The sequence below is a fragment of the Haemophilus aegyptius genome, from assembly GCF_900475885.1.
Taxonomy (GTDB): Bacteria; Pseudomonadota; Gammaproteobacteria; order Enterobacterales; family Pasteurellaceae; genus Haemophilus; species Haemophilus influenzae.
The window spans coordinates 1,013,069-1,035,563 of sequence record NZ_LS483429.1; the positions used below are offsets into that span (position 1 = coordinate 1,013,069).

The following is a 22,495-nucleotide window of genomic DNA, read 5'->3' on the forward strand; positions in this document are numbered from 1 at the left end:
GATTTTTTATTGCCTAAAAAGCCTTGTATTTTCATAGACGTGCCCCATTTATTTAGCTAAACTCTTAACAATTTTTTGACAAATGGAGAATGAAATGTCACAGAACGGTTCAGATCGCGATCCTTGGAGTAAACCAGGGCAAAGCAACGACCAACAGCCGGGAAATTCATCCAATAATAATGGATGGAATAACAATCAAAATCGTGGAAATCAAGAGCAATCTCCGCCAGATATTGAGGAGATTTTTAATAATCTGCTTAAAAAATTAGGTGGTGGAAATAAAAAGAGCGGTCAAAATAATGGCAGTTCTCAAGGCAATACGCCACATTTTGGCAAAGTTATTCCACTTGCTGTAGTGATTGGTGCGATTATTTGGGGCGTAAACGGTTTTTACACCATTAAAGAGGCTGAACGCGGTGTGGTGCTTCGTTTTGGCGAGTTACATTCTATTGTTCAACCCGGTTTGAACTGGAAACCAACATTTGTAGATAAAGTATTGCCAGTAAATGTGGAGCAAGTAAAAGAGTTGCGTACACAAGGTGCAATGCTGACTCAAGATGAAAATATGGTAAAAGTGGAAATGACCGTGCAATATCGTGTGCAAGATCCTGCAAAATATCTTTTTAGCGTAACAAATGCAGATGATAGTTTGAATCAAGCGACAGATAGTGCATTACGTTATGTTATTGGGCATATGTCTATGAATGATATTTTAACCACAGGTCGCTCTGTCGTGCGTGAAAATACTTGGAAAGCTTTGAATGAAATTATCAAATCCTATGATATGGGACTTGAGGTTATTGATGTGAACTTCCAATCTGCGCGCCCACCTGAAGAAGTAAAAGATGCGTTTGATGATGCAATTAAAGCACAGGAAGATGAACAACGTTTTATTCGTGAAGCGGAAGCCTATGCGCGTGAGAAAGAACCGATTGCACGCGGTGATGCGCAACGTATTCTTGAAGAAGCAACAGCTTATAAAGATCGTATCGTGTTAGATGCAAAAGGTGAAGTGGAACGTTTGCAACGCTTGTTGCCAGAATTTAAGGCTGCACCAGATTTACTGCGTGAGCGTTTATATATTCAGACGATGGAAAAAGTGATGGCAAATACCCCAAAAGTAATGCTTGATGGCAATAATGGTAATAATTTAACTGTGTTACCGCTAGAGCAAATTATGGGCAAAAAATCGGTAACAAGTGCGCCAAGTGCGGTCAATTCTTCGCCTGCTTTTACTGCGCCAGAACGTCAAAATTCTCATCAGCCTCAGCCGACTACCGTTGCACCGATTCGTCAAGGGAGATTTAACTAATGCGTAGATTTTTATTACCTGTTATTTTCGTGATTGCGGCAGTCGTTTATTCTAGTATCGTCGTTGTAACGGAAGGTACGCGTGGCATTATGTTACGATTTAACAAAGTACAGCGTGATGCTGATAACAAAGTGGTTGTATATGAACCAGGCTTGCATTTTAAAGTGCCTTTAATTGATAGCATCAAAGTTTTAGATGCGCGTATTCGTACTTTAGATGGCTCTGCAACACGTTTTGTTACTGTTGAGAAAAAAGATTTGCTAGTGGATTCTTATGTGAAATGGAAAATCAGTGATTTTGGTCGATTCTACACATCTACTGGCGGTGGCGATTATGCTCAAGCTGCAAATTTATTAAGTCGTAAAGTAAACGACCGTTTACGTTCTGAAATTGGTTCACGCACGATTAAAGATATTGTTTCTGGTACACGTGGAGAATTAATGGAAGGGGCAAAAAAAGCTTTAAGTTCAGGACAAGACAGTACGGCAGAATTAGGTATTGAAGTGATCGATGTGCGTGTAAAACAAATTAATTTACCAGATGAAGTCTCTTCTTCGATTTACCAACGTATGCGTGCAGAACGTGATGCAGTGGCGCGTGAACATCGTTCTCAAGGGAAAGAAAAAGCAGCATTTATTCAAGCTGATGTAGATCGCAAAGTGACGTTAATTCTTGCTAATGCAAATAAAACTGCACAAGAATTACGAGGTTCAGGCGATGCAGCTGCAGCAAAATTATATTCAGATGCTTTTGCTCAAGAACCACAATTCTTTACTTTTGTGCGTAGCTTAAAAGCCTATGAAGCGAGTTTTGCAAATTCTGACAATATAATGATTTTAAAACCAGATAGTGATTTCTTCCGCTTTATGCAGGCACCGAAAAAATAGAGTTTAATTTGATAAAAACACCTTCCTTGTGAAGGTGTTTTTTTATAGCCAACGTCTTACTTTTTGTTTGTAACGACGATATTCATCGCCAAATTTATTTTCCAAATAGGTTTCTTCTCGGGCTATTTGAAACTGGTTTATCACTAATATAAAGATAATTACACCTAACCAAGCTAAACTATTACCTAACCAAAGCGTCCAAGCAAGCAAAATTAACAGCAAACTTAAATACATTGGGTTACGGCTAAATCGAAATATGCCTGTGGAAACTAATTTTGTTGTGCCTTTAAAGTCACGAGGATTAATGGAGGTTTTACATATAAAGAATTGCATAACGCTGCTTAAAGCAATCAAAAATGAAAGGGAAATAACAAAAACAATCACTGAAAAATGGACAGAATAACTAGCAATCTTTGGCAAAAAATACATTGCTATGGCAATGAATAAACAGAGTAGTGGTGGTGGAATAAATAACATCGCTAAATCTTATTAATAAAAATGCCAGCTCTTTATAGCGCATTTAAAGTGCGGTCAAAATTTGTGTTAATTTTGCTTTAATTACTTTTATTTTGCATAAAGCGGCGATAAATTTCGCCGCTTTTGATTATTATAAATTTTATGCACTATTATGTGATAAATTATTCGATGGTTAATTTTTTACCGTCATAGCTTATTGCTTTGACGCTAGTTAAAGCCTTACCTCCATCAGTTTCACCGCCAATCAGTAAAACTTTATTATTGTAAGATACAGAAAAACCATAACCAATATTCATTGGTAATTCCCCAACGATGCGCCATTTACCATTATTCAACGTATAAACTTCGTTATGCCAAGCTTTGCTTAAACCTTTATGTGCGTGAAGTTTTCCTTCTTTGAATTGTTTGATTGAACCTGGAAAATTTGCGCCACCAGTGACTAAATAATGACCGTTACTATAGCCTGAAAGCGCACCAGCTAAACCATCTTGTGATTTGCCTTTTGGTGCGGGCAAGTCAGGTAAGTTTTTCCATTGCACACCTTTAGCAGTGAATTTACCTTGATGGGTTTCAGCGGTGCGAAGTCCAGGTTTAATTTCGCCATTGACAACCACTAGCTCATTACCTTGAATTGTAAAGGCTGCTCCAGCACGACCAGAGAATGGAATGCGACCTTCATTGCGCCATTTGTTGGTTGAGGGTTCATAGCTCAATAATTCTGTTGTAAAGAAATAATCTTCTGGACGTTGATCGAAATAAGCTGCTGCGATTTCATCTTTTTTCGCGTTATCTTCACCTGCTGCCACAGTGTCTTGGAAGAAACCATTAAATATAGAGAGATTAGAACCACCTAAAATATAAACTTTATCACTGTGAGATGCGCCACTTGATCCTACTAAACCACGGGGAGAACGAGTAGGAAGTTTCATCCAAGTATTATCGCTTGGGTTATAGCGATAAGCGTCATTAACGAGTTGAAGTTCGCCTTTTTCATTTTTTTGTAAACCACCGAATACATAAAGTTTTCCATCCACTGCGACTGCAACAGGTTGATTGCGTTCGCCACCCGGAAATGTAGCAATTTCTTTCCATTGTGCTGAAGGATCTTTTAGGTCTAAGGTATAGAATTTATCGCCACCAGAACCTAATCCCACATAAACTGTGTCGCCAATTAATGCGCCTGTTCCTCCTTTGATCCCCACTGGCAAATCAGGATAAGTTTGTGCGTTCGCTGAAAAAGTAAAGGTGGCAAAAAGTGCAGTACATAATGCTGTTTTAGTTAGTTTCATAATAAACCCCATTTTGAGTTGTGTTTACAGTTTTCTATTCATTAAACGGCATTGAATAGGCGTTGATAAAGTGCAGTTATTGCACCCTTTTGTATTGTAAGATACGGCAGATGTAACTTACGAAAACGATGAAAGTGCGGTTAAAAAATTTAATGTTTTTCAACCGCACTTTTTATTATGGTATCAATAGATTTGGCACAAATGTGATGATTTGTGGGAAAATCGTGATTAATACTAATGTGACGAAAACGGGAATCAAGAACGGTAATACGCCTTTGGTTACCGTGGAAACTGACATATTTCCTACACGAGCAACAACAAAGAGAGCCATTCCCATTGGTGGGGTAAGAATACCAACCATCATATTTAATGTGGTCATTACACCAAAGAAGATTAAGTCAATATTGAACTGCATTGCGATAGGAATAAGCATTGGTAATACTAAAAATTGTAATGCTAGGGCATCAATGAACATTCCAAGAAAAAGTAACAGTGCGTTAATCATTATCAATACGGTTAAAGGCGAATCGGCAACGGCAACAAACACATTAGCAACACGCATTGCGACTTGTTCACGGGCAATCATATCGCCAAAGAAAGTCACAGTCATAATCATTAAGGCGACTACGCCCGTAATTGCCATTGCTTCTATGCAACTATTAAATAAGCTTTTTAAGGTTAATTCTTTATACACCAATTTACCAATAATTACAGAGTATGCTGCTGCAACAATGGCAGATTCTGTTGGACTGAATAAGCCTGAAAAAATACCACCGATAATTAATAACGGCGTTAAGATTGCCCAAAAAGATTGTTTAAAGCTGCTGCAAAGTTGTTCTCTCGTAGCTTTTGGTGTACGTGGATAACCTCGTTTTTTTGCAATGTGATAATTCATTGCCATTAAAGCCAAAGTAATTAATACACCTGGAATAAAACCTGCAATAAAGAGTTTTGCGATAGATTCATTGGCAATTACACCGTAAATAATCATTGCAATACTTGGCGGAACTAATGGCCCAATAATACAAGAAGCAGCAGTAATTCCTCCGCAAATATCATCGTCATAACCAGCATCACGCATTGCTTTGATTTCCAATTGACCTAAGCCCCCCGCATCAGCAAGTGCTGAACCTGACATACCAGAGAACAATAAACTTGCGCCGATATTAACGTGTCCCATTCCTCCTGTGTAATGACCGAGTAAGGCTTTAGCAAAATTAAAAATACGTTCGGTAATCCCACCTGTATTCATTAGAATTCCCGTTAAAATATAAAATGGCACGGCAAGTAATGGGAAGCTGTCTAGGCTATAGACTAATTTTTCAGTTGCGGCATTTACGACGTTCCAACGTGTCATAGAAAAATAAAGTAGAGTAGCAATAAATAAGGACCAACCTACAGGGACACCGATAAACATAATGATTAGCCAAACGAGTAAGGCGACATAGACTGAACTTGAACCGAGTTTTATATAATTGCTAATACGCAATACTTTGAACCAATCTGGCGCGAAAAATAAAATCGCAAATAAAATGACCGCACTTATGATAAAGAAAGTCGCAGGTAAATAGCTTTTCCCTGTCTTAAAGTTTAGGGTTTGCGCTTGGATAAAGCGAAACATCATTAATATTGCGACAACAGGCAGTGCTGCGAAAATCCATTTTTCAGAAATGCCTCCTAAGGCATCAATAGGGAATGATGCACCGTTAAAAGTACGAATACCGAAATGAATAAATAAGAAAATACATATAAAGACTAATAATTGTACAAACGTATTTGTGAATTTTCTGATTTTTTCGGGCATTAGATTAGTTAAAAAATCAATAAATACGTGTTCTTGTTTTCTCACAGCAACGCTGATACCCAACATACCCACGTAAACAAATAAGAGCTTGGCGAGTTCTTCACTCCAAATTAACGGAGAATGAAAAACTTGGCGTGAAAGAATTTGAGCGATAAGAATACCGAAAATGGCGATAAATAATGCGCCACCCAGCCATTCTTCAAGCTTATTAATATATTTCATACTTCACTCCGTTTGATGAAGAATAAGGGAATGTAGTGTGCCATTACGGCACACTAAAGAGGGATTATGGATTGATTGCTTCAATTTGTTTTAAAGCTGATTCACCTTTTTGACCAGTTTGTTTTACAAACTCAGCATAATACGGCTTCATTGATTCTTTAAATGGGACAAGATCAGGATGTGTAATTTTCACGCCTTGTTTTTCAAAGAATGAGACTAAATCTTTCTCTCCATCTACGAATAATTTAGTGTGATATTTTGCTGCATTTTCGGCAGCATCTTTTACGACTTTTTGAAGATCTTCAGGGAGTTCTTTATAAGTCTCGTTGCTTACTAAATAAAGTTGGTCATTCAAAATGTGATTAGTCATAGCTAAGAACTTTTGCACTTCATAGAATTTTTGTGCTTGCACCGCTGCTAACGGGTTTTCTTGACCATCGACGGCATTGGTTTGTAACGCAAGATAAACTTCAGAAAATGCCATTGGTGTTGGTGATGCGCCAACATATTTAGCATAGGCTAAGTTTGTTGCTGCATTTGGCACACGAAGTTTTAAGCCTTTCATATCTGCAATACTGTTGATTGCACGATTTGAAGTCGTTTGGCGAGTTCCGTTATAAGCTTGGGAAAGTAAAGTCACGCCAAGATCTTTGTCCATTTTTTTTATTAAATCTTTACCGAATTCTGTATCGAATAAGGCTTTTTGTGCAACATTGTAGTTGCTAATAACATAAGGTAAGGCAAATACTGCCGCTTCAGGGTAAAACAGCTGGAAGCGAGCAGATTCTGCAAAGGTAAAGTCGAGAGAACCGTCTTTTAATTGTTTTAACATTGCACGGTCATCACCTAATTGTGAACTTGGATAAAGTGAAATTTCAATTTTACCCTGTGATTTTTCTTTGACTTCTTTGGCAAACATTTCTGCCGCTTTATATTCATTTGATGAAGTTCCAGCATTCATACCGAATTTCAAGTCATAATCAGCGGCAAGAACAGCAGAAGATACGCCTAAAGAAATGGCGGTGGCAAGGAAAAGTTTTGTCAATTTCATCATATTCGCTCCTGTGTGAACTTATGTTGGAAAGGGCATAGATTAACCCCATAATATGAGAATCAATTTAGGCAAAAAATGTATGTTTTCTCCCCAAAAATAGGATTCGAGAGCAATTCTAAGAGTAAAAAAACAAATTTAAAATAGTTTTACGAGTTTTATTTCAAAAATGAGAAGTTGATCACATTTATGAAAAAACACTTCAAAAATATTCTTTAAAATGGCATTTCTTTTTCATATAATAAGGTTAAATGATGAAAATATAAGCATATTACAACTTATAAAAGATTGTTTTGTGTGGATTAAATTAATTTTAAAGTGATTTATTCAGATTTAAATGAGGGGTGTTATATGTCTAAATTATCTTATCAAGAAGTACTTTCTCAAATTCAATATGGTCTTATTTCTTCTTGCCAACCTGTCGATGATGGCCCAATGGATAAACCTGAAATCGTTTCTGCTATGGCTCAGGCTTCAGTTATGGGCGGAGCTTCTGGCTTACGTATTGAGGGTGTTGATAACCTTAAAGCAACCCGTCCTTTTGTGAATGTTCCGATTATCGGAATTGTAAAACGTGATTTGCCTGATAGTCCCGTGCGTATTACGCCGTTTTTACAAGATATTGAAGATCTAGCCAATGCAGGCGCGGATATTATTGCAGTAGATGGCACTAAACGCCCGCGTCCTGTGGATATTGAAAGTGCGGTGAAAAAAATCCACGAAATGGGCTGTTTGGCAATGGCAGATTGTTCTAATTTAGAAGAAGGCTTGTATTGTAAAGCGCTTGGTTTTGATATTGTCGGCAGTACGATGTCGGGTTATACAGGTGGCGCAGTGCCAAAAGAACCAGATTATCAATTAGTGAAAGATTTAAAATCAGCGGGTTGTTTTGTGATGGCTGAAGGGCGTTATAACACGCCTGAATTAGCAAAAGTGGCAATTGAAATTGGTGCAGATTGCGTGACTGTAGGTTCAGCCTTAACTCGTCTTGAACATATTGTGAGTTGGTTTGCTCATTCAGTGAAATCTGCAAGATAGTCGTAAGACGTGTGAGAAAAGACTTTACACTATAAGGATAAGTTATGCGTTGTTTAGCACTAGATATTGGTGGGACAAAAATTGCTGCGGCGATTGTAAAAAATGGCGAAATTGAGCAACGTCAGCAAATTCATACACCACGTGAAAATGTCGTGGAGGGAATGCACCAAGCGTTAGGCAAATTGCTTGCTGATTATGAAGGGCAGTTTGATTATGTAGCGGTAGCATCTACGGGGATTATCAATAATGGTATTTTAAGTGCATTAAATCCGAAAAACTTAGGTGGCTTGGCGGAATTTCCACTTAAAGCGAGTATTGCAAAACATACGGATAAACCGATTGGTTTATTAAATGATGCACAAGCTGCGACTTATGCGGAATATCAATTGCAAAATTCTGAACAGGTATCAAATTTTGTTTTTATTACCGTTTCAACAGGAGTTGGCGGAGGGATTGTGCTGAACCAAATTTTGCAGACAGGTTCTCGTGGTATTGCTGGGCATATTGGTCATACATTAGCTGATCCAAATGGTGCGATCTGTGGTTGTGGGCGTCGAGGTTGTGTCGAAGCGATTGCTTCAGGGCGAGCAATTGAAGCAGTTTCTTCCCAATGGGAAGATCCGTGCGATCCAAAAGAAGTGTTTGAGCGTTTTAGAAAAAATGATGAAAAAGCGACCGCACTTGTCGAGCGTTCTGCGAAAGCCATTGCTAATTTAATTGCTAATTTAGTGATTAGTTTAGATATTCAAAAAATCGCGATTGGTGGCAGTGTGGGATTAGCTGATGGATATTTATCTTTGGTTGAAAAATATTTACAAGATTTTCCTTCGATATATTGTTGTGAAATTGAAACCGCTAAATTTGGACAAGATGCAGGTTTAATTGGCGCAGCTTATTGGGTAAAAGATGTTTTACTGGATAAGCCTGAAGGAACAATTTATGGCTAAATCGGGAAATGTGTTAAACAAAATTGGCTCACTTTACCAGAGTTTAACTAAATCAGAGAAAAAAATTGCCGATACGATTTTGCGTTCGCCTGATTTAGTCTCTCAATGCTCCCTTTCAGAAATCGCTAAACATTTGCAAGTTGGAGAAGCTACGCTCGTCCGTTTTTGTCGAACCATTGGTTTTAAAGGTTTCAGCGAGTTCAAACTAGAGCTTTCTATTGAACTTGCGACGAAAGATAATCAAGATGAAAGCATACTTGAAACAGAAATTATGCCAAGTGATGATTCGCTCACTATTGCACAAAAATTGCAAACGGCGGTTGCTAATGTAATGGAAGAAACGATTAATTTACTTGATTTAAAACAGCTTGAAGAAGTCGTTAAAGTACTTAAAAAAGCACGCCGTATTTTTTTATTTGGTGTGGGTTCATCTGGCGTAACGGCTGAAGATGCTAAAAATAAGCTGATGCGTATTGGTTTTCAAGTGGATGCTTCAGGTAATAATCATTTTATGTATATGCAGGCGGCATTATTGACGTCTTCTGATGTGGCAATTGGTTTAAGCCATTCTGGTTATTCTGCTGAAACGGCACATACCATCAAAATCGCAAAACAAAATGGTGCAACAACAGTGGCATTGACGCATAGTTTGCGTTCCCCCGTGACAGAATATGCTGATTATGTTTTGGTAAATGGTAATAAACAAGGCAAGTTACAAGGCGATTCTATTGGCACCAAAATTGCACAGCTTTTTGTATTAGATTTAATTTATGCTTTGTTAGTGCAGGGTGAAGAAGAAATTGCCGCTCAAACTAAACAAAAAACTCTCAATGTAATTCTTGAACAACGTACAAAATAGGAGAAAACTTATGCGTGATTTAAAAGGTATTTTCAGTGCATTATTAGTGTCATTTAATGAAGATGGCACCATTAATGAAAAAGGTTTACGCCAAATTATCCGCCATAATATCGACAAAATGAAAGTTGATGGCTTATATGTGGGCGGTTCAACAGGCGAAAACTTTATGCTTTCAACGGAAGAGAAAAAAGAAATCTTCCGCATTGCAAAAGATGAAGCAAAAGATCAAATCGCACTAATTGCTCAAGTGGGCAGCGTAAACTTAAAAGAAGCGGTGGAATTAGGTAAATATGCAAGAGAATTAGGCTACGACTGCTTATCTGCAGTGACGCCATTCTATTACAAATTTAGCTTCCCTGAAATTAAACATTATTACGACACCATCATTGCAGAAACGGGCAACAATATGATTGTGTACTCAATCCCGTTCTTAACTGGCGTGAATATGGGCATTGAACAATTCGGTGAACTTTACAAAAACCCGAAAGTATTAGGGGTAAAATTCACAGCAGGTGATTTCTACTTATTAGAACGTTTGAAAAAAGCTTATCCAAACCACTTAATTTGGGCAGGTTTCGATGAAATGATGCTACCGGCAGCCGCACTTGGTGTGGATGGTGCAATTGGTTCGACCTTTAACGTAAACGGCGTTCGTGCTCGTCAAATTTTTGAATTAACTCAAGCGGGTAAATTAGCCGAAGCGTTAGAAATCCAACACGTAACCAACGATTTAATCGAAGGCATTTTAGCGAACGGTTTATATTTAACCATCAAAGAATTGCTTAAATTAGAAGGGGTGGATGCAGGTTATTGCCGTGAACCAATGACATCAAAAGCAACAGCAGAACAGGTTGCAAAAGCAAAAGACTTGAAAGCGAAATTTTTGTCATAAATATTTAAATTAGAAAAACTTACCTTCCTCTGTTTATTCCGTTACAAACAGAACAACAAGCCAGCAAGCACTTGCCTTCCCCTGTTTACGGGGGAAGGTGCCCGAAGGGCGGAAGGGGGCAACTTCTATTGCTTTGTCGTAAATTATTGGAGCAAAAGAATTTCTTTTTAAAAACAAGATAGAAAATTACCGCACTTATAATGATCCTTTGGTAAAGGGTGGGCTAAAGTCCAGCCTACGATATGAATAGGATCATCACGGTCAATAATAAAGGAAGGCTAATATGCGTTTTATTCCGTTACAAACAGAACAACAAGTCAGCAAGCACTTGCCTTCCCCTGTTTACGGGGGAAGGTGCCCGAAGGGCGGAAGGGGGCAACTTCTATTGCTTTGTCGTAAATTATTGGAGCAAAAGAATTTCTTTTTAAAAACAAGATAGAAAATTACCGCACTTATAATGATCCTTTGGTAAAGGGTGGGCTAAAGTCCAGCCTACGATATGAATAGGATCATCACGGTCAATAATAAAGGAAGGCTAATATGCGTTTTATTCCGTTACAAACAGAACAACAAGTCAGCAAGCACTTGCCTTCCCCTGTTTACGGGGGAAGGTGCCCGAAGGGCGGAAGGGGGCAACTTCTATTGCTTTGTCGTAAATTATTGAAGCAAAAGAATTTCTTTTTAAAAACAAGATAGAAAATTACCGCACTTATAATGATCCTTTGGTAAAGGGTGGGCTAAAGTCCAGCCTACGATATGAATAGGATCATCACGGTCAATAATAAAGGAAGGCTAATATGCGTTTTATTCCATTACAAACAGAACAACAAGTCAGTTGTTGGGCTGCACAACATATCATCAATCGTATCAACGATTTTAAACCTACCGCCGAGCGTCCTTTTGTATTGGGGTTACCTACTGGTGGTACACCACTAAAAACTTATCAAGAACTGATTCGACTTTATCAAGCAGGCAAAGTGAGTTTCAAACACGTAGCGACTTTCAATATGGATGAATATGTGGCTTTACCAGAGGAACACCCTGAAAGTTACCACAGCTTTATGTATAACAATTTTTTCAATCATATCGATATTTTACCTGAAAATATCAATATTCTTAACGGCAATACCGATGACCATAATGCAGAATGCCATCGTTATGAAGAAAAAATTAAATCCTACGGCAAAATTCATCTGTTTATGGGGGGGGTTGGCGTAGATGGACATATCGCATTTAATGAACCTGCTTCTTCATTAAGTTCTCGCACCCGTATTAAAACGCTAACGCAAGATACATTAATTGCAAATTCACGCTTCTTTAATAACGATGTTACTCAAGTGCCGAAATATGCTTTAACCATTGGTGTCGGCACATTATTAGATGCAGAAGAAGTGATGATTTTAGCAACAGGACATCAAAAAGCACTGGCAGTGCAAGCTGCAGTTGAAGGCAGTATTAACCATTTATGGACAGTCAGTGCATTACAAATGCACCGTCATTTCTTGCTTGTTTGTGATGAAGCTGCTCAACAAGAGTTAAAAGTGAAAACCGTGAAATATTTTACTGAATTAGAAGGCGCGGTTGCTGGTACGGATTATCAGGATAAATAAAGATCTATTCTTCATCTTTATGTAGGGGCGAATTACATTCGCCCTATAATCACAAACAATCGTAGGGCAAATTGTCCTTACGTTTAAGAGCAATATAGTTGCTATGTTAAACTGATGTTGATATTAGGAACAGAATATGAAATACGCATTAATTAATTGTGTAATTTACACAAAATATGATGTTTTACGTGATTTTGCTGTAATTATTAACGGTGAAATTATTGAAGCGGTAGTTCCCCAAGCTGAATTAGAAACAGGTATCAAAACCATTGATTTACAAGGTAATAATTTAACTGCTGGTTTTATTGATCTGCAATTAAATGGCTGTGGTGGCGTGATGTTTAACGACCAAACTAGCGTTGAAACCTTGGAAATTATGCAGGAAACTAACTTAAAATCAGGTTGTACAAGTTTCCTTCCCACTTTTATTACCGCGCCTGATGAAAATATAAAAAGTGCGGTAAAAATTATGCGTGAATATTTAAACAAGCATAAAAACCAAGCACTTGGTTTACATATTGAAGGGCCTTATCTCAGCATTGAGAAAAAAGGTGTACACCGCCCCGAATATATTCGTGAAATTACGCCTGAAATGAAAGATTTTCTCTGCGAAAATGGTGATGTGATTACAAAAATGACCATTGCTGCAGAAAACCCAACCATTAACTATACGCCTGATTTTGTGAAAGCGGGCATTATTGTCTCTGTAGGCCATTCTAATGCCACTTATGAAGTGGCTAAAGCCGCATTCCACAAAGGTGCAACTTTTGCGACTCACTTGCATAATGCAATGTCGCCAATTAGCTCTGGACGTGCAATGGGCGTAGTGGGCGCAGTATTAGATTCTGATGTTTACACTGGTATTATCGTCGATGGTGTGCATATCAATTACGGCAATGTTCGCATTGATAAAAAAATCAAAGGCGACAAACTTTGTATTGTGACTGACTCTATTGCAGCTGCAGGCGCACCGCCAGAACTAGAAAGTTTTACCTTTGTGGGAAAAACAATTTATATCAAAGATGGGCGTTGCTATGATGCGAATGGCACGATTGCAGGGGCATCAATCACAATGATGGAATCCATTAAAAATGCGGTAGAATATGTTGAAATTCCTCTTGCGGAAGCCATTAGAATGAGTAACCTTTATCCTGCACGAGCAATTGGTATAGATGATCGTTTAGGTTCGGTAGAAAAAGGTAAGATAGCGAACTTAGCAGTGTTTACGCCAAATTACCAAGTAATCGGCACAGTAGTAAACGGAAAGTGGAAAGAGAATTAATAGTAAACACTTAAATAGTTAATTGATTTAAAAATCTGTGATATATGTCACAGATTTTTTATTAATATTTTGTTACTTATAAAATAGCCTAAATATTTATACACTTTTAACTTAATCATTTTTTAACTTGATTTTAAGCAAAAAAAAGCGAATCTTTCGATTCGCCTTGCTTTTAATAATGTATTTCTAACAAATGATTAGAAGTAAACGCGTAAACCTACACCCACTGATTTTTCTTTTTCAGTTTTTACGCCTTTAGCTCTCTCAGTTGTTCTAGTTCTAGCGTAAGCACCTTCAATATAGGTTAATACTTGTTTGTGAAGTTTATGATCTACACCGAATAACACTGCTTGTTCACGTGTTTTTTTACCTTGATCTACAGAATTGCGTTCATATTTGAAGTTGCCATAGACATTAGTATCTTCCATTAATTCATATTGGAAACCTGGAGATACGAAGTAACGTTTTTCGTGTGGCTCTGATTTATTTTTACTTTTTGCGTAACCGCCATCAAGAGATACGAATAAACCTGCATCATCGAAACGGTAGCCTAAAGTTGCTAATACACCATTAACTTGTCGAAGTGGTGCATGCTCATTATTATTATTATTATTATTATTATATTTATAATTGGCACGACCATAAGCAATACCTGCAACGATGTTGTTTGCATCATATTTTGCACCAACTTGAACACCGTTACGTAAGTTAAGAGCATGAGGAAGATTCTTTAACACTTCACCAGCATCAGCTTGTCGCTTACCTCCGCGCTCTTGTGCAAACATATAGCTGGTGCTTAATGTTAAACCATCAATACCTTGGTAGGTATAAACTACAACAGAAGCACCTTCATCTGGAACGTAGCCAGATTTTTCAATCAAACCATATTGGTTATCTTCCGCGCTTGCCATTACATTAGCGATAGTTTTTTGACGACCGAAAGTAACTTGACCTAATTCTTTTTTGCCTAAACCAGCATAAGCTAATTTAGTTGTTACATCACCAAAACCGTCAGATTTGTCTGCACCAGAATTAAAGCGTGTTTCAAAATAACCTAATGCATAGTAACCATCGCCTAAGTCATGAGTAGCTTTAATATGGAAACGTGAACTTGCATCGCGTAATGCACCGTGTTGCTGTTTTTGACCTCTCACTGTGCTATTGCTTTGTTCAGCGATAACGCTTAAACGACCACCTAATTCTACGTTAGTCCCTTCGTTGTTATAAACAACAGCTGCGTTTGCTGCTGAAGCTGCGAATGCACCAACGATTAATGCTGCAAATGTTTTTTTCATAATTTGTGTTCCTTATGGTTGTTTACTATCTATGATTGAACTCTTTTTCAATAGAATTGCCTAATTACTAAACAAAATAGGCAATAGGCAATATCTTAGCAAAAAATTTTTTGATGTCAATACTCCAAAATTTTAATTTTCTTGAAATCTCATCAAGATCACACTTTTTTAAAGGAATTTGATTGTTTTTTATTCTGTTTTAGGTTTAAGTATTAAATATTTTTAGGTATCGAAAAATATGATGTTATATCAGTTGTATTATTCTTCTATGTACCCCATATCTTCCAATGTCGGATTTTCTGCTCCTTTTTTTGCTAATTCATCGCAAATTTCATTTTCTCTGTGTCCTGCATGACCTTTTACCCATTGCCAATTAATTTTATGACGTTGGATGGATTCATCTAAGGCTATCCATAAATCTTGGTTTTTTACAGGCTTTCCAGAACTTGCTTTCCAATTATTTTTTTTCCAGTTAAAGATCCATTTTGTTATGCCATTTTTCATATATTGGCTATCACTATAAAGCGTGATCAAGCAAGGTTCTTTTAATGTATTTAATGCTTCAATGACAGCGCGTAATTCCATTCGATTATTGGTGGTTTTGAAATAGCCTTTGGAGAGCATTTTTTCATGTTGTTTATAACGTAATACGGCGCCAATTCCCCCTGCTCCAGGATTACCTAAGCAAGATCCATCAGTAAAAATTTCAATCTGTTTTTGCATAACAAAAAGGTTGTTGTGTAGAATGGCAAGTATTTTAATGGAAAGAGATAGGTTGAACAAATGATTAATCCCAATCGCCAAATTGTATTAGATACTGAAACTACAGGTATGAGTCAGCTCGGCGCGCATTATGAAGGACACCGCATTATTGAAATTGGTGCAGTTGAATTAATAAATCGTCGTTACACAGGTAATAATTTCCATATTTATATTAAGCCAGATCGCCCCGTTGATCCTGATGCGATTAAAGTTCATGGTATTACTGATGAAATGTTAGCGGATAAACCTGAATTCAAAGACGTTGCCCAAGATTTTTTGGATTATATTAATGGCGCGGAATTGCTTATTCACAATGCCCCCTTTGACGTTGGATTTATGGATTATGAATTTCATAAACTTAACCTTAATGTGAAAACTGACGATATTTGTTTGGTGACAGATACGCTACAAATGGCTCGTCAGATGTATCCTGGAAAACGCAATAATTTGGATGCACTTTGTGATCGTTTAGGTATTGATAATAGCAAACGTACTTTGCACGGTGCGTTACTGGATGCCGAGATCTTGGCGGATGTTTATTTGATGATGACGGGAGGGCAAACAAATTTATTCGATGAAGAAGAATCTGTTGAGTCTGAAGTTATCCGTGTTGTGCAAGAAAAAACGGCGGAAGAAATAAAAAGTGCGGTAGATTTTTCGCACAATTTAAAATTAATTCAACCTACTAATGATGAGTTACAAGCGCATTTAGAATTCTTAAAGATGATGAATAAAAAAAGTGGAAATAATTGTCTTTGGGATAAACGCTTTGGCAATAATAATGTGCATTAATCGTGTGGAATTTAAGCAGGTAAGTAAAATTTAATAAAAAAAGATTGACGAGATTTGTGTTCATCATTAAGATACGCACCACTTAGCGGAGTGGTAGTTCAGCTGGTTAGAATACCTGCCTGTCACGCAGGGGGTCGCGGGTTCGAGTCCCGTCCATTCCGCCAATTTAAAATTAATATCTTATCTCGGAGTGGTAGTTCAGCTGGTTAGAATACCTGCCTGTCACGCAGGGGGTCGCGGGTTCGAGTCCCGTCCATTCCGCCAATTAAGATAAATAAAGATAGCACCTAAGGGTGCTTTTTTTGTATCTGAAATTTATTCATCCTTGACAAAAATAAAGTAAACTTTTAATATTTGAAGAACTAGGGAGCGGTCACTCCCTAGAATGTTGTCTTATCAGTAAGCGGGTTGGCTCACTAATAATAAAACGACAACAAGGATAATGATCTTAATCATTTTCTTATCCTCTTCAAACGTTGCGAAAAAGCGCAACACTCGCTTTCAAGCTGGATTCTTGAAAGCGAGATTATTATAACGTTAAGTTATAGATAAATAAACAGTGTTTAGAAAGCCATAGGATTGTATCTGTGGCTTTTTCTTTTCTTTATGAAATCATTTTTTACCAATCCTTTAACTTCCGATATAATAGCCGCCATTTTTGACAAAATAAGAGATTTTTTATGGCAACTCCAGTCGTCGCCCTTGTTGGTCGCCCGAATGTGGGAAAATCCACATTATTTAATCGCCTTACTCGTACGAGAGATGCGTTAGTCGCTGATTTTCCCGGTTTAACTCGTGATAGAAAATATGGTCACGCACATATTGCTGGCTATGATTTTATTGTTATTGATACTGGCGGTATTGATGGAACGGAAGAGGGTGTAGAAGAAAAAATGGCGGAGCAATCTTTGCTTGCTATTGATGAAGCGGATATTGTTCTTTTCCTTGTGGATGCTCGTGCAGGTTTAACGGCAGCAGATATTGGTATTGCTAATTATTTACGCCAACGTCAAAACAAAACGACGATTGTGGTGGCAAATAAAACCGATGGTATTGATGCGGATTCTCATTGTGCTGAATTTTATCAGTTAGGTTTAGGGGAAATTGAGCAAATTGCAGCCTCACAAGGTCGTGGTGTTACTCAATTAATGGAACAAGTACTTGCGCCTTTTGCGGAAAAAATGGAAAACGCCGATGAAAATGACCGCACTTCTGAGGAAGAACAAGACGAATGGGAACAAGAATTCGATTTTGATTCAGAAGAAGATACGGCATTAATTGATGATGCGTTAGACGAAGAACTTGAAGAAGAACAAGATAAGAATATCAAAATAGCCATTGTTGGTCGTCCAAATGTGGGTAAATCTACTTTAACCAATCGTATTTTAGGCGAAGATCGTGTCGTGGTTTTTGATATGCCAGGTACGACACGTGACAGTATTTATATTCCAATGGAGCGTGATGGACAGCAATATACCTTGATTGATACAGCTGGTGTGCGTAAACGTGGTAAAGTGCATTTGGCAGTGGAAAAATTCTCTGTGATTAAAACCTTACAAGCGATTCAAGATGCTAATGTTGTGTTATTGACTATTGACGCGAGAGAGAACATTTCTGATCAGGATTTATCTTTGCTCGGCTTTATTTTAAATGCAGGTCGTTCTCTAGTGATCGTCGTGAATAAATGGGATGGTTTAGATCAAGATGTGAAAGATCGTGTTAAATCTGAACTTGATCGTCGTTTAGATTTTATTGATTTTGCTCGCGTGCATTTTATTTCAGCCTTGCACGGAAGTGGTGTAGGTAATCTTTTTGATTCGATTAAAGAAGCCTATGCTTGTGCCACTCAAAAAATGACGACTTCGCTTTTAACTCGTATTTTGCAAATGGCAACGGATGAGCACCAACCGCCGATGATTGGCGGTCGTCGCATTAAATTAAAATATGCTCACCCAGGTGGTTATAATCCGCCGATTATAGTGGTTCACGGTAACCAAATGGATAAACTACCAGATTCTTATAAACGTTATTTATCTAATTATTATCGTAAGAGTTTAAAAATTATTGGTTCACCCATTCGTCTGCTTTTCCAAGAAGGCTCAAACCCATTTGCAGGACGCAAAAATAAACTTACCCCGAACCAACTGCGTAAACGTAAACGTTTGATGAAATTTATTAAGAAAGCGAAACGTTAAACGCAAGATAAATAAAACTTAGACAGATTTAACCGCACTTTTAGGATTCTTTTTGGAGAACTAAAGTGCGGTTATTTTTTGATTGTTTTGTAGAAGAAAGGTATGGCGATATTTTAAGTGCGTTGTAATAAAAATGATGAAACCGATTAAACCTAATGCTGCGCCCGTATAACCAATTTCGTTTAATCCTAAATAGGTTGTTGCAAGATTTCCAAATAATGCGCCTGCGCCAATTCCTGCATTGAAAATACCCGAGTAAATAGCCGTAGCAACATCTGTTGCATCTGGTGCAAGTTTTAGTACGCGCATTTGTAGGGATAATCCGATACAAGAAATGCCAATCCCCCAAATAAACACAAGGCTGAACATTGCTATCATTGTTTCGGTAGAAAAGAGGAGTAGCAGGAGGGACAACATCAATAAACTCATCGAAACAACAATAAATTTTGTGGGCGCAAATCGGTAGAATCTCTTAAATAATAGACTTGCGGCAATACCTGAGAAACCAAAAACTAATAATACAGCCGTGGCAAAATTTGGATCCAAGTGCCCGACATCAATCATGAATGGTTCGATATAAGTATAAGCGGTAAAGTGTGCTGAAATGACGATTGCCGTTGTTACATAAAGCCAAAGTAATAATGGGCGTTTAGCAAGCAAGGGTAAACTTGCAATAGAGCCAGCGTTTTTACTGGGTAAATTTGGCAATAATCGAATAATTAAAAACATAATGGATAGTGCTAGTACTGCAATAATGCCAAAAGTGACCCGCCAACCGACCAGCTGCCCGACGATTCTCCCAATCGGTAAGCCTAAGATTGTGGCAAGTGCGGTGCCAATAGCGAGCATTCCTAATGCTTGAGTTTTCTTGTGTTTAGGTGAGATGCGCATCACAAGTGAGGCAGTAATTGACCAAAACACCGAATGTGCTAATGCAATACACATTCGAGCGAGAAGTAATATCCAGAAATTCCATGCAATGACCGATAAAATATGCCCAACGATAAATATAATGAAAAGTTTAATAAGCAGACTTTTACGTTCCATATTGCCCGTGGCAAGCATCGCAGGCAAAGACATAACTAGCACCGTCCAAGCATAAACTGTCATCATTAAACCAGTATCAGCGGTTTGCATATCAAAACTTTGTGCAATATCGCTTAACATTGCAACGGGTACAAATTCTGTAGTATTAAAAATAAATCCTGCGCAAGCCATAATAAGCACGCGCCATGATTGGATTTTTTCAGCTTTTAAATATAACGACATTAACGTAACTTTTCTTTAATCGCATCAATTAATTGATGGCGGAATTTCTTCGTAAAATTAATTTTGTATTGTGGAGAATTGCAGTTACCAAAAAAATTGATTGGTAGTGTCAAATTTTGATAGCGTTGATCCGTAGAATTTAAATTAATATCCACATTGCATTCCATTCGATTTAAATCAATGATGCCTTTTCCTTGCCCCAAAAGTGCGGGCGTTTTTAATTCGATTTTTTCAGCAATGAGTTGATTTTGTTGGAGAAATAATTGCAAGTAAAATTGTTCAAAGCGAGTGTTTAATTCTTTGTTTTGTAACAAATCATTGTTGTAATTAATCGGGAAATATTGCGCTACCATATCCAATAAATTCACGCCAAGAATTTCGCCATTTTGCGCTAAAAAATTTAATTTTCCTTGAATAAGCGCGGAAGATGAAAAGCTGAAATCAAGATCAAAATCGGCGTGTCCACTTAACATTTCTGGCAAATTTAATAGTGCGAATAAGCGTTGAACAGGGAAATATTTACCCGAAAAATTTACCGCACTTTGATTGTCTATTTGTTGATATTTCAATACAGCTAAACAATCGTTATCGCATTGTGGTTTTATATAAGTCACTATTTGTTGGTGGGCTGTGTGAGTTTCAATATAACCGATAGGCTGATTATTTAGGCTTGCATCTACAAATTGAAGTGGGGTTGATTCTGATGTTGAGAAGTTTAAATTCGCTTTATGGAAAGAAAAATGGAAAGTTTTTGTTTTTCCATAAATAGGTTTATTAAATTCAATGCGAATATGGTTTTCGCCATTTAATATTACTTTTTTTGATAAAAGCTGTTTTAATGAAAAAGGCGAAATCTCTATCGATACATTGGCAGGATTTTGTGTGTTTTGAGTTAATTTGAGCTGTTGAATATTCAGTGAATGAAGTGCTGCGTTTCCATACAAAAGAGGTAAAAAACTAAATTTAGCTTCAATTTTTTGAGCTGAAAATTGCGTAGTTTTTAGATTTTCAAGGGAAAGTGCGGGAGAAAATAATGATAAATTGATTGACTGAACGGCAATGTTTTGTTGTGCCAGTTGTTCATTAATAGCACTTTGCACGCGGTAAAGTTGAATATATAAAAAAGAAAAGATCGCCAAAGCGACGATCCCTACGATAAGTGCGAACTTTTTCATCGATTATTCCTTGTCTTCGTCAATACGACTGGCTACTGCACTTTGTTGATTTTTATATTTTGCATCTTTGCGGCTACTGTATGGTCGTTTTGCTTCGCCACTTAATACTTCAAAACTTAACGCACCAATTACCATATTTGGGCGTAATGCTAATGGTAATTTCCCTGAATTATAAAATTCCAACACGATTTTTCCTTCCCAACCTGGATCAATACGGTGTGCGGTGACGTGTACCATTAAGCCTAAACGGGCTAAAGAAGAGCGACCATCTAACCAACCGATAATATTGGCTGGCAATTTCACGGATTCAAGCGTGGTTGCTAACGCTAAAGTACCAGGATGTAAGAAAAATGCTTCCCCCTCTGGAATAAGAATTTCATCGCTCATTACCGATTCAAGCTGGGCGGATACTTCTTCTTTTGGGCCGCTTAAATCAATAAAAGGCGCAGAATGTTCACGAAATACACGGAAAGAATTACCTAAGCGAACATCAATCGTCGCACCGTTGATCTTGTCATTATTTGGACGTGGTGTTAAAGAAATAATGCCATCATCGAGATAGCGTTCAATATCAGTATCGCAAAGACGCATAAGATTTCCTATTTTTGATTCAATAAATGAAGGATTTGAGCTTTTAACATATTGATTGCAATACGGTTTTTACCACCACGAGGAATGACAATATCCGCATATTGTTTAGACGGCTCAATAAATTGTAAGAACATTGGACGCACGGTTGCACGATATTGATCAATCACTGATTGTAGAGAGCGACCACGTTCTTCCATATCACGTTGTAAACGGCGGATGAAACAAATATCAAGTGGTGTGTCTACGAATACAGAAATATCGGCTAATTGGCGTACTCGTTCATCGGTAAGTAATAAAATCCCTTCTAAAATTACGATTCGTTTTGGTGTGAAATGCGTTGTTTCGTTGGTGCGAGTATGTTCTACATAGCTATAAACAGGCACATCTACTGCACTGCCATTTTTTAGATTTTTTAAATGTTGGATAAGTAAATCGCGATCCATAGAGTTTGGATGATCGTAATTCGTTTTTACCCGCTCAGTCATTTCTAAATGACTTTGATCTTTATAGTAACTGTCTTCAGTAATGATACCAATTTCTTGGCAGCCTAGTTCATTACAGAGCTCTTTGTGAACAGTGGAAGCGATAGAACTTTTGCCTGATGCAGATGCACCTGTGATGGCGATGATGATACAAGAGGGATTTGACATAATCGTGTTTCGATGTAAGGAAAATTCTTGCAATTATAAAGAAAAGTGCGGTGAATTTCACGTTTATTTTTTCACTTGAATTTTAAAAACTGTGAA

At 37.6% G+C, this 22,495-nt stretch carries 20 protein-coding genes and 2 tRNA genes; 12 read left to right on the forward strand and 10 right to left on the reverse strand.

Annotated elements, in window-relative coordinates; translation table 11 throughout:
* Positions 1 to 94: 94 nt before the first annotated feature.
* Positions 95 to 1,312, forward strand: coding sequence for an FtsH protease activity modulator HflK (hflK, locus tag DQN49_RS05340; protein ID WP_032826351.1), 1,218 nt, complete (start codon positions 95 to 97; stop codon positions 1,310 to 1,312).
* Positions 1,312 to 2,199, forward strand: coding sequence for a protease modulator HflC (gene hflC / locus DQN49_RS05345; protein WP_005660876.1), 888 nt, complete (start codon positions 1,312 to 1,314; stop codon positions 2,197 to 2,199). Before hflK ends, hflC begins: the two co-directional genes overlap by 1 nt.
* A 42-nt stretch (positions 2,200 to 2,241) precedes the next feature.
* Here hflC and DQN49_RS05350 read toward each other — a convergent pair whose 3' ends face one another.
* The 4 genes from DQN49_RS05350 to siaP form a co-directional block, all read right to left on the reverse strand.
* The gene (locus DQN49_RS05350) at positions 2,242 to 2,676 is read right to left on the reverse strand and encodes a methyltransferase family protein (protein WP_032826352.1); all 435 of its coding nucleotides are present in this window, start codon (positions 2,674 to 2,676) and stop codon (positions 2,242 to 2,244) included.
* Between the two features lie 161 nt (positions 2,677 to 2,837).
* Positions 2,838 to 3,965, reverse strand: coding sequence for an N-acetylneuraminate epimerase (locus DQN49_RS05355; protein WP_032826354.1), 1,128 nt, complete (start codon positions 3,963 to 3,965; stop codon positions 2,838 to 2,840).
* Between the two features lie 175 nt (positions 3,966 to 4,140).
* Positions 4,141 to 5,991: a sialic acid TRAP transporter substrate-binding protein SiaT gene (gene siaT / locus DQN49_RS05360; RefSeq protein ID WP_006996319.1), complete on the reverse strand. Its 1,851-nt coding sequence runs from the start codon at positions 5,989 to 5,991 to the stop codon at positions 4,141 to 4,143.
* A 64-nt stretch (positions 5,992 to 6,055) separates the two neighbouring features.
* On the reverse strand, positions 6,056 to 7,045 hold the full coding sequence (siaP, locus tag DQN49_RS05365; protein ID WP_006996320.1) for a sialic acid TRAP transporter substrate-binding protein SiaP: 990 nt from the start codon (positions 7,043 to 7,045) through the stop codon (positions 6,056 to 6,058).
* A 348-nt stretch (positions 7,046 to 7,393) separates the two neighbouring features.
* Between siaP and DQN49_RS05370 the strand changes: the two genes are divergently transcribed.
* The 6 genes from DQN49_RS05370 (at position 7,394) to nagA (ending at position 13,670) form a co-directional block, all read left to right on the forward strand.
* Entirely contained in the window at positions 7,394 to 8,080 is a 687-nt protein-coding gene (locus DQN49_RS05370) for a putative N-acetylmannosamine-6-phosphate 2-epimerase (RefSeq protein ID WP_006996321.1), read from the forward strand.
* Between the two features lie 44 nt (positions 8,081 to 8,124).
* Positions 8,125 to 9,027 (forward strand): N-acetylmannosamine kinase, encoded by a 903-nt coding sequence (locus DQN49_RS05375; protein WP_006996322.1) that lies wholly within the window; start codon positions 8,125 to 8,127, stop codon positions 9,025 to 9,027.
* Positions 9,020 to 9,886 carry a MurR/RpiR family transcriptional regulator gene (locus DQN49_RS05380; protein ID WP_006996323.1) on the forward strand — a complete coding sequence of 289 codons (867 nt, stop codon included), beginning with the start codon at positions 9,020 to 9,022 and terminating at the stop codon, positions 9,884 to 9,886. The genes DQN49_RS05375 and DQN49_RS05380 overlap by 8 nt, the downstream gene beginning before the upstream one ends.
* A 10-nt stretch (positions 9,887 to 9,896) precedes the next feature.
* Positions 9,897 to 10,778 carry an N-acetylneuraminate lyase gene (gene nanA / locus DQN49_RS05385; protein ID WP_006996324.1) on the forward strand — a complete coding sequence of 294 codons (882 nt, stop codon included), beginning with the start codon at positions 9,897 to 9,899 and terminating at the stop codon, positions 10,776 to 10,778.
* Between the two features lie 797 nt (positions 10,779 to 11,575).
* Positions 11,576 to 12,388, forward strand: coding sequence for a glucosamine-6-phosphate deaminase (gene nagB, locus DQN49_RS05390; RefSeq protein ID WP_065246980.1), 813 nt, complete (start codon positions 11,576 to 11,578; stop codon positions 12,386 to 12,388).
* 136 nt (positions 12,389 to 12,524) lie between these two features.
* A complete protein-coding gene (gene nagA, locus DQN49_RS05395) occupies positions 12,525 to 13,670 on the forward strand; it encodes an N-acetylglucosamine-6-phosphate deacetylase (protein WP_006996326.1) in 1,146 nt (381 codons plus the stop codon).
* A gap of 197 nt (positions 13,671 to 13,867) precedes the next feature.
* Here the strand turns inward: nagA and DQN49_RS05400 are convergent, their stop codons facing one another.
* Positions 13,868 to 14,965, reverse strand: coding sequence for a porin (locus DQN49_RS05400; RefSeq protein ID WP_006996327.1), 1,098 nt, complete (start codon positions 14,963 to 14,965; stop codon positions 13,868 to 13,870).
* Positions 14,966 to 15,223: 258 nt separating this feature from the next.
* Positions 15,224 to 15,688 (reverse strand): ribonuclease HI, encoded by a 465-nt coding sequence (gene rnhA, locus DQN49_RS05405; protein WP_005687959.1) that lies wholly within the window; start codon positions 15,686 to 15,688, stop codon positions 15,224 to 15,226.
* 60 nt (positions 15,689 to 15,748) lie between these two features.
* Between rnhA and dnaQ the strand changes: the two genes are divergently transcribed.
* From dnaQ to der, 4 genes are all read left to right on the forward strand, one after another.
* Entirely contained in the window at positions 15,749 to 16,519 is a 771-nt protein-coding gene (dnaQ, locus tag DQN49_RS05410; protein ID WP_006996329.1) for a DNA polymerase III subunit epsilon, read from the forward strand.
* An 87-nt stretch (positions 16,520 to 16,606) separates the two neighbouring features.
* Positions 16,607 to 16,683 (forward strand) — tRNA-Asp (locus DQN49_RS05415).
* Between the two features lie 23 nt (positions 16,684 to 16,706).
* Positions 16,707 to 16,783, forward strand: a tRNA-Asp gene (locus DQN49_RS05420).
* Between the two features lie 416 nt (positions 16,784 to 17,199).
* Positions 17,200 to 18,714: a ribosome biogenesis GTPase Der gene (gene der, locus DQN49_RS05425; protein WP_006996330.1), complete on the forward strand. Its 1,515-nt coding sequence runs from the start codon at positions 17,200 to 17,202 to the stop codon at positions 18,712 to 18,714.
* A gap of 60 nt (positions 18,715 to 18,774) precedes the next feature.
* On the opposite strand, the gene DQN49_RS05430 is transcribed toward der, so the two are convergent.
* Genes DQN49_RS05430 through udk form a run of 4 tightly spaced genes read right to left on the reverse strand, consistent with a single transcriptional unit; the run spans position 18,775 to position 22,399 of the window.
* Entirely contained in the window at positions 18,775 to 19,983 is a 1,209-nt protein-coding gene (locus DQN49_RS05430) for a sugar transporter (protein ID WP_006996331.1), read from the reverse strand.
* Positions 19,983 to 21,158: a hypothetical protein gene (locus tag DQN49_RS05435; RefSeq protein WP_006996332.1), complete on the reverse strand. Its 1,176-nt coding sequence runs from the start codon at positions 21,156 to 21,158 to the stop codon at positions 19,983 to 19,985. Before DQN49_RS05435 ends, DQN49_RS05430 begins: the two co-directional genes overlap by 1 nt.
* Before the next feature lie 3 nt (positions 21,159 to 21,161).
* Positions 21,162 to 21,749: a dCTP deaminase gene (gene dcd, locus DQN49_RS05440; RefSeq protein WP_005649599.1), complete on the reverse strand. Its 588-nt coding sequence runs from the start codon at positions 21,747 to 21,749 to the stop codon at positions 21,162 to 21,164.
* Between the two features lie 8 nt (positions 21,750 to 21,757).
* The gene (gene udk / locus DQN49_RS05445) at positions 21,758 to 22,399 is read right to left on the reverse strand and encodes a uridine kinase (RefSeq protein WP_005654445.1); all 642 of its coding nucleotides are present in this window, start codon (positions 22,397 to 22,399) and stop codon (positions 21,758 to 21,760) included.
* Positions 22,400 to 22,495 lie beyond the last annotated feature (96 nt).

Excerpts from the sequence above, each read along its gene's own strand:
- hflK (WP_032826351.1), top strand. The coding sequence starts at position 95 with ATGTCACAGAACGGTTCAGATCGCGATCCTTGGAGTAAACCAGGGCAA.
- hflC (WP_005660876.1), top strand. The coding sequence starts at position 1,312 with ATGCGTAGATTTTTATTACCTGTTATTTTCGTGATTGCGGCAGTCGTT.
- DQN49_RS05350 (WP_032826352.1), bottom strand. The coding sequence starts at position 2,676 with ATGTTATTTATTCCACCACCACTACTCTGTTTATTCATTGCCATAGCA.
- DQN49_RS05355 (WP_032826354.1), bottom strand. The coding sequence starts at position 3,965 with ATGAAACTAACTAAAACAGCATTATGTACTGCACTTTTTGCCACCTTT.
- siaT (WP_006996319.1), bottom strand. The coding sequence starts at position 5,991 with ATGAAATATATTAATAAGCTTGAAGAATGGCTGGGTGGCGCATTATTT.
- siaP (WP_006996320.1), bottom strand. The coding sequence starts at position 7,045 with ATGATGAAATTGACAAAACTTTTCCTTGCCACCGCCATTTCTTTAGGC.
- DQN49_RS05370 (WP_006996321.1), top strand. The coding sequence starts at position 7,394 with ATGTCTAAATTATCTTATCAAGAAGTACTTTCTCAAATTCAATATGGT.
- DQN49_RS05375 (WP_006996322.1), top strand. The coding sequence starts at position 8,125 with ATGCGTTGTTTAGCACTAGATATTGGTGGGACAAAAATTGCTGCGGCG.
- DQN49_RS05380 (WP_006996323.1), top strand. The coding sequence starts at position 9,020 with ATGGCTAAATCGGGAAATGTGTTAAACAAAATTGGCTCACTTTACCAG.
- nanA (WP_006996324.1), top strand. The coding sequence starts at position 9,897 with ATGCGTGATTTAAAAGGTATTTTCAGTGCATTATTAGTGTCATTTAAT.
- nagB (WP_065246980.1), top strand. The coding sequence starts at position 11,576 with ATGCGTTTTATTCCATTACAAACAGAACAACAAGTCAGTTGTTGGGCT.
- nagA (WP_006996326.1), top strand. The coding sequence starts at position 12,525 with ATGAAATACGCATTAATTAATTGTGTAATTTACACAAAATATGATGTT.
- DQN49_RS05400 (WP_006996327.1), bottom strand. The coding sequence starts at position 14,965 with ATGAAAAAAACATTTGCAGCATTAATCGTTGGTGCATTCGCAGCTTCA.
- rnhA (WP_005687959.1), bottom strand. The coding sequence starts at position 15,688 with ATGCAAAAACAGATTGAAATTTTTACTGATGGATCTTGCTTAGGTAAT.
- dnaQ (WP_006996329.1), top strand. The coding sequence starts at position 15,749 with ATGATTAATCCCAATCGCCAAATTGTATTAGATACTGAAACTACAGGT.
- der (WP_006996330.1), top strand. The coding sequence starts at position 17,200 with ATGGCAACTCCAGTCGTCGCCCTTGTTGGTCGCCCGAATGTGGGAAAA.
- DQN49_RS05430 (WP_006996331.1), bottom strand. The coding sequence starts at position 19,983 with ATGTCGTTATATTTAAAAGCTGAAAAAATCCAATCATGGCGCGTGCTT.
- DQN49_RS05435 (WP_006996332.1), bottom strand. The coding sequence starts at position 21,158 with ATGAAAAAGTTCGCACTTATCGTAGGGATCGTCGCTTTGGCGATCTTT.
- dcd (WP_005649599.1), bottom strand. The coding sequence starts at position 21,749 with ATGCGTCTTTGCGATACTGATATTGAACGCTATCTCGATGATGGCATT.
- udk (WP_005654445.1), bottom strand. The coding sequence starts at position 22,399 with ATGTCAAATCCCTCTTGTATCATCATCGCCATCACAGGTGCATCTGCA.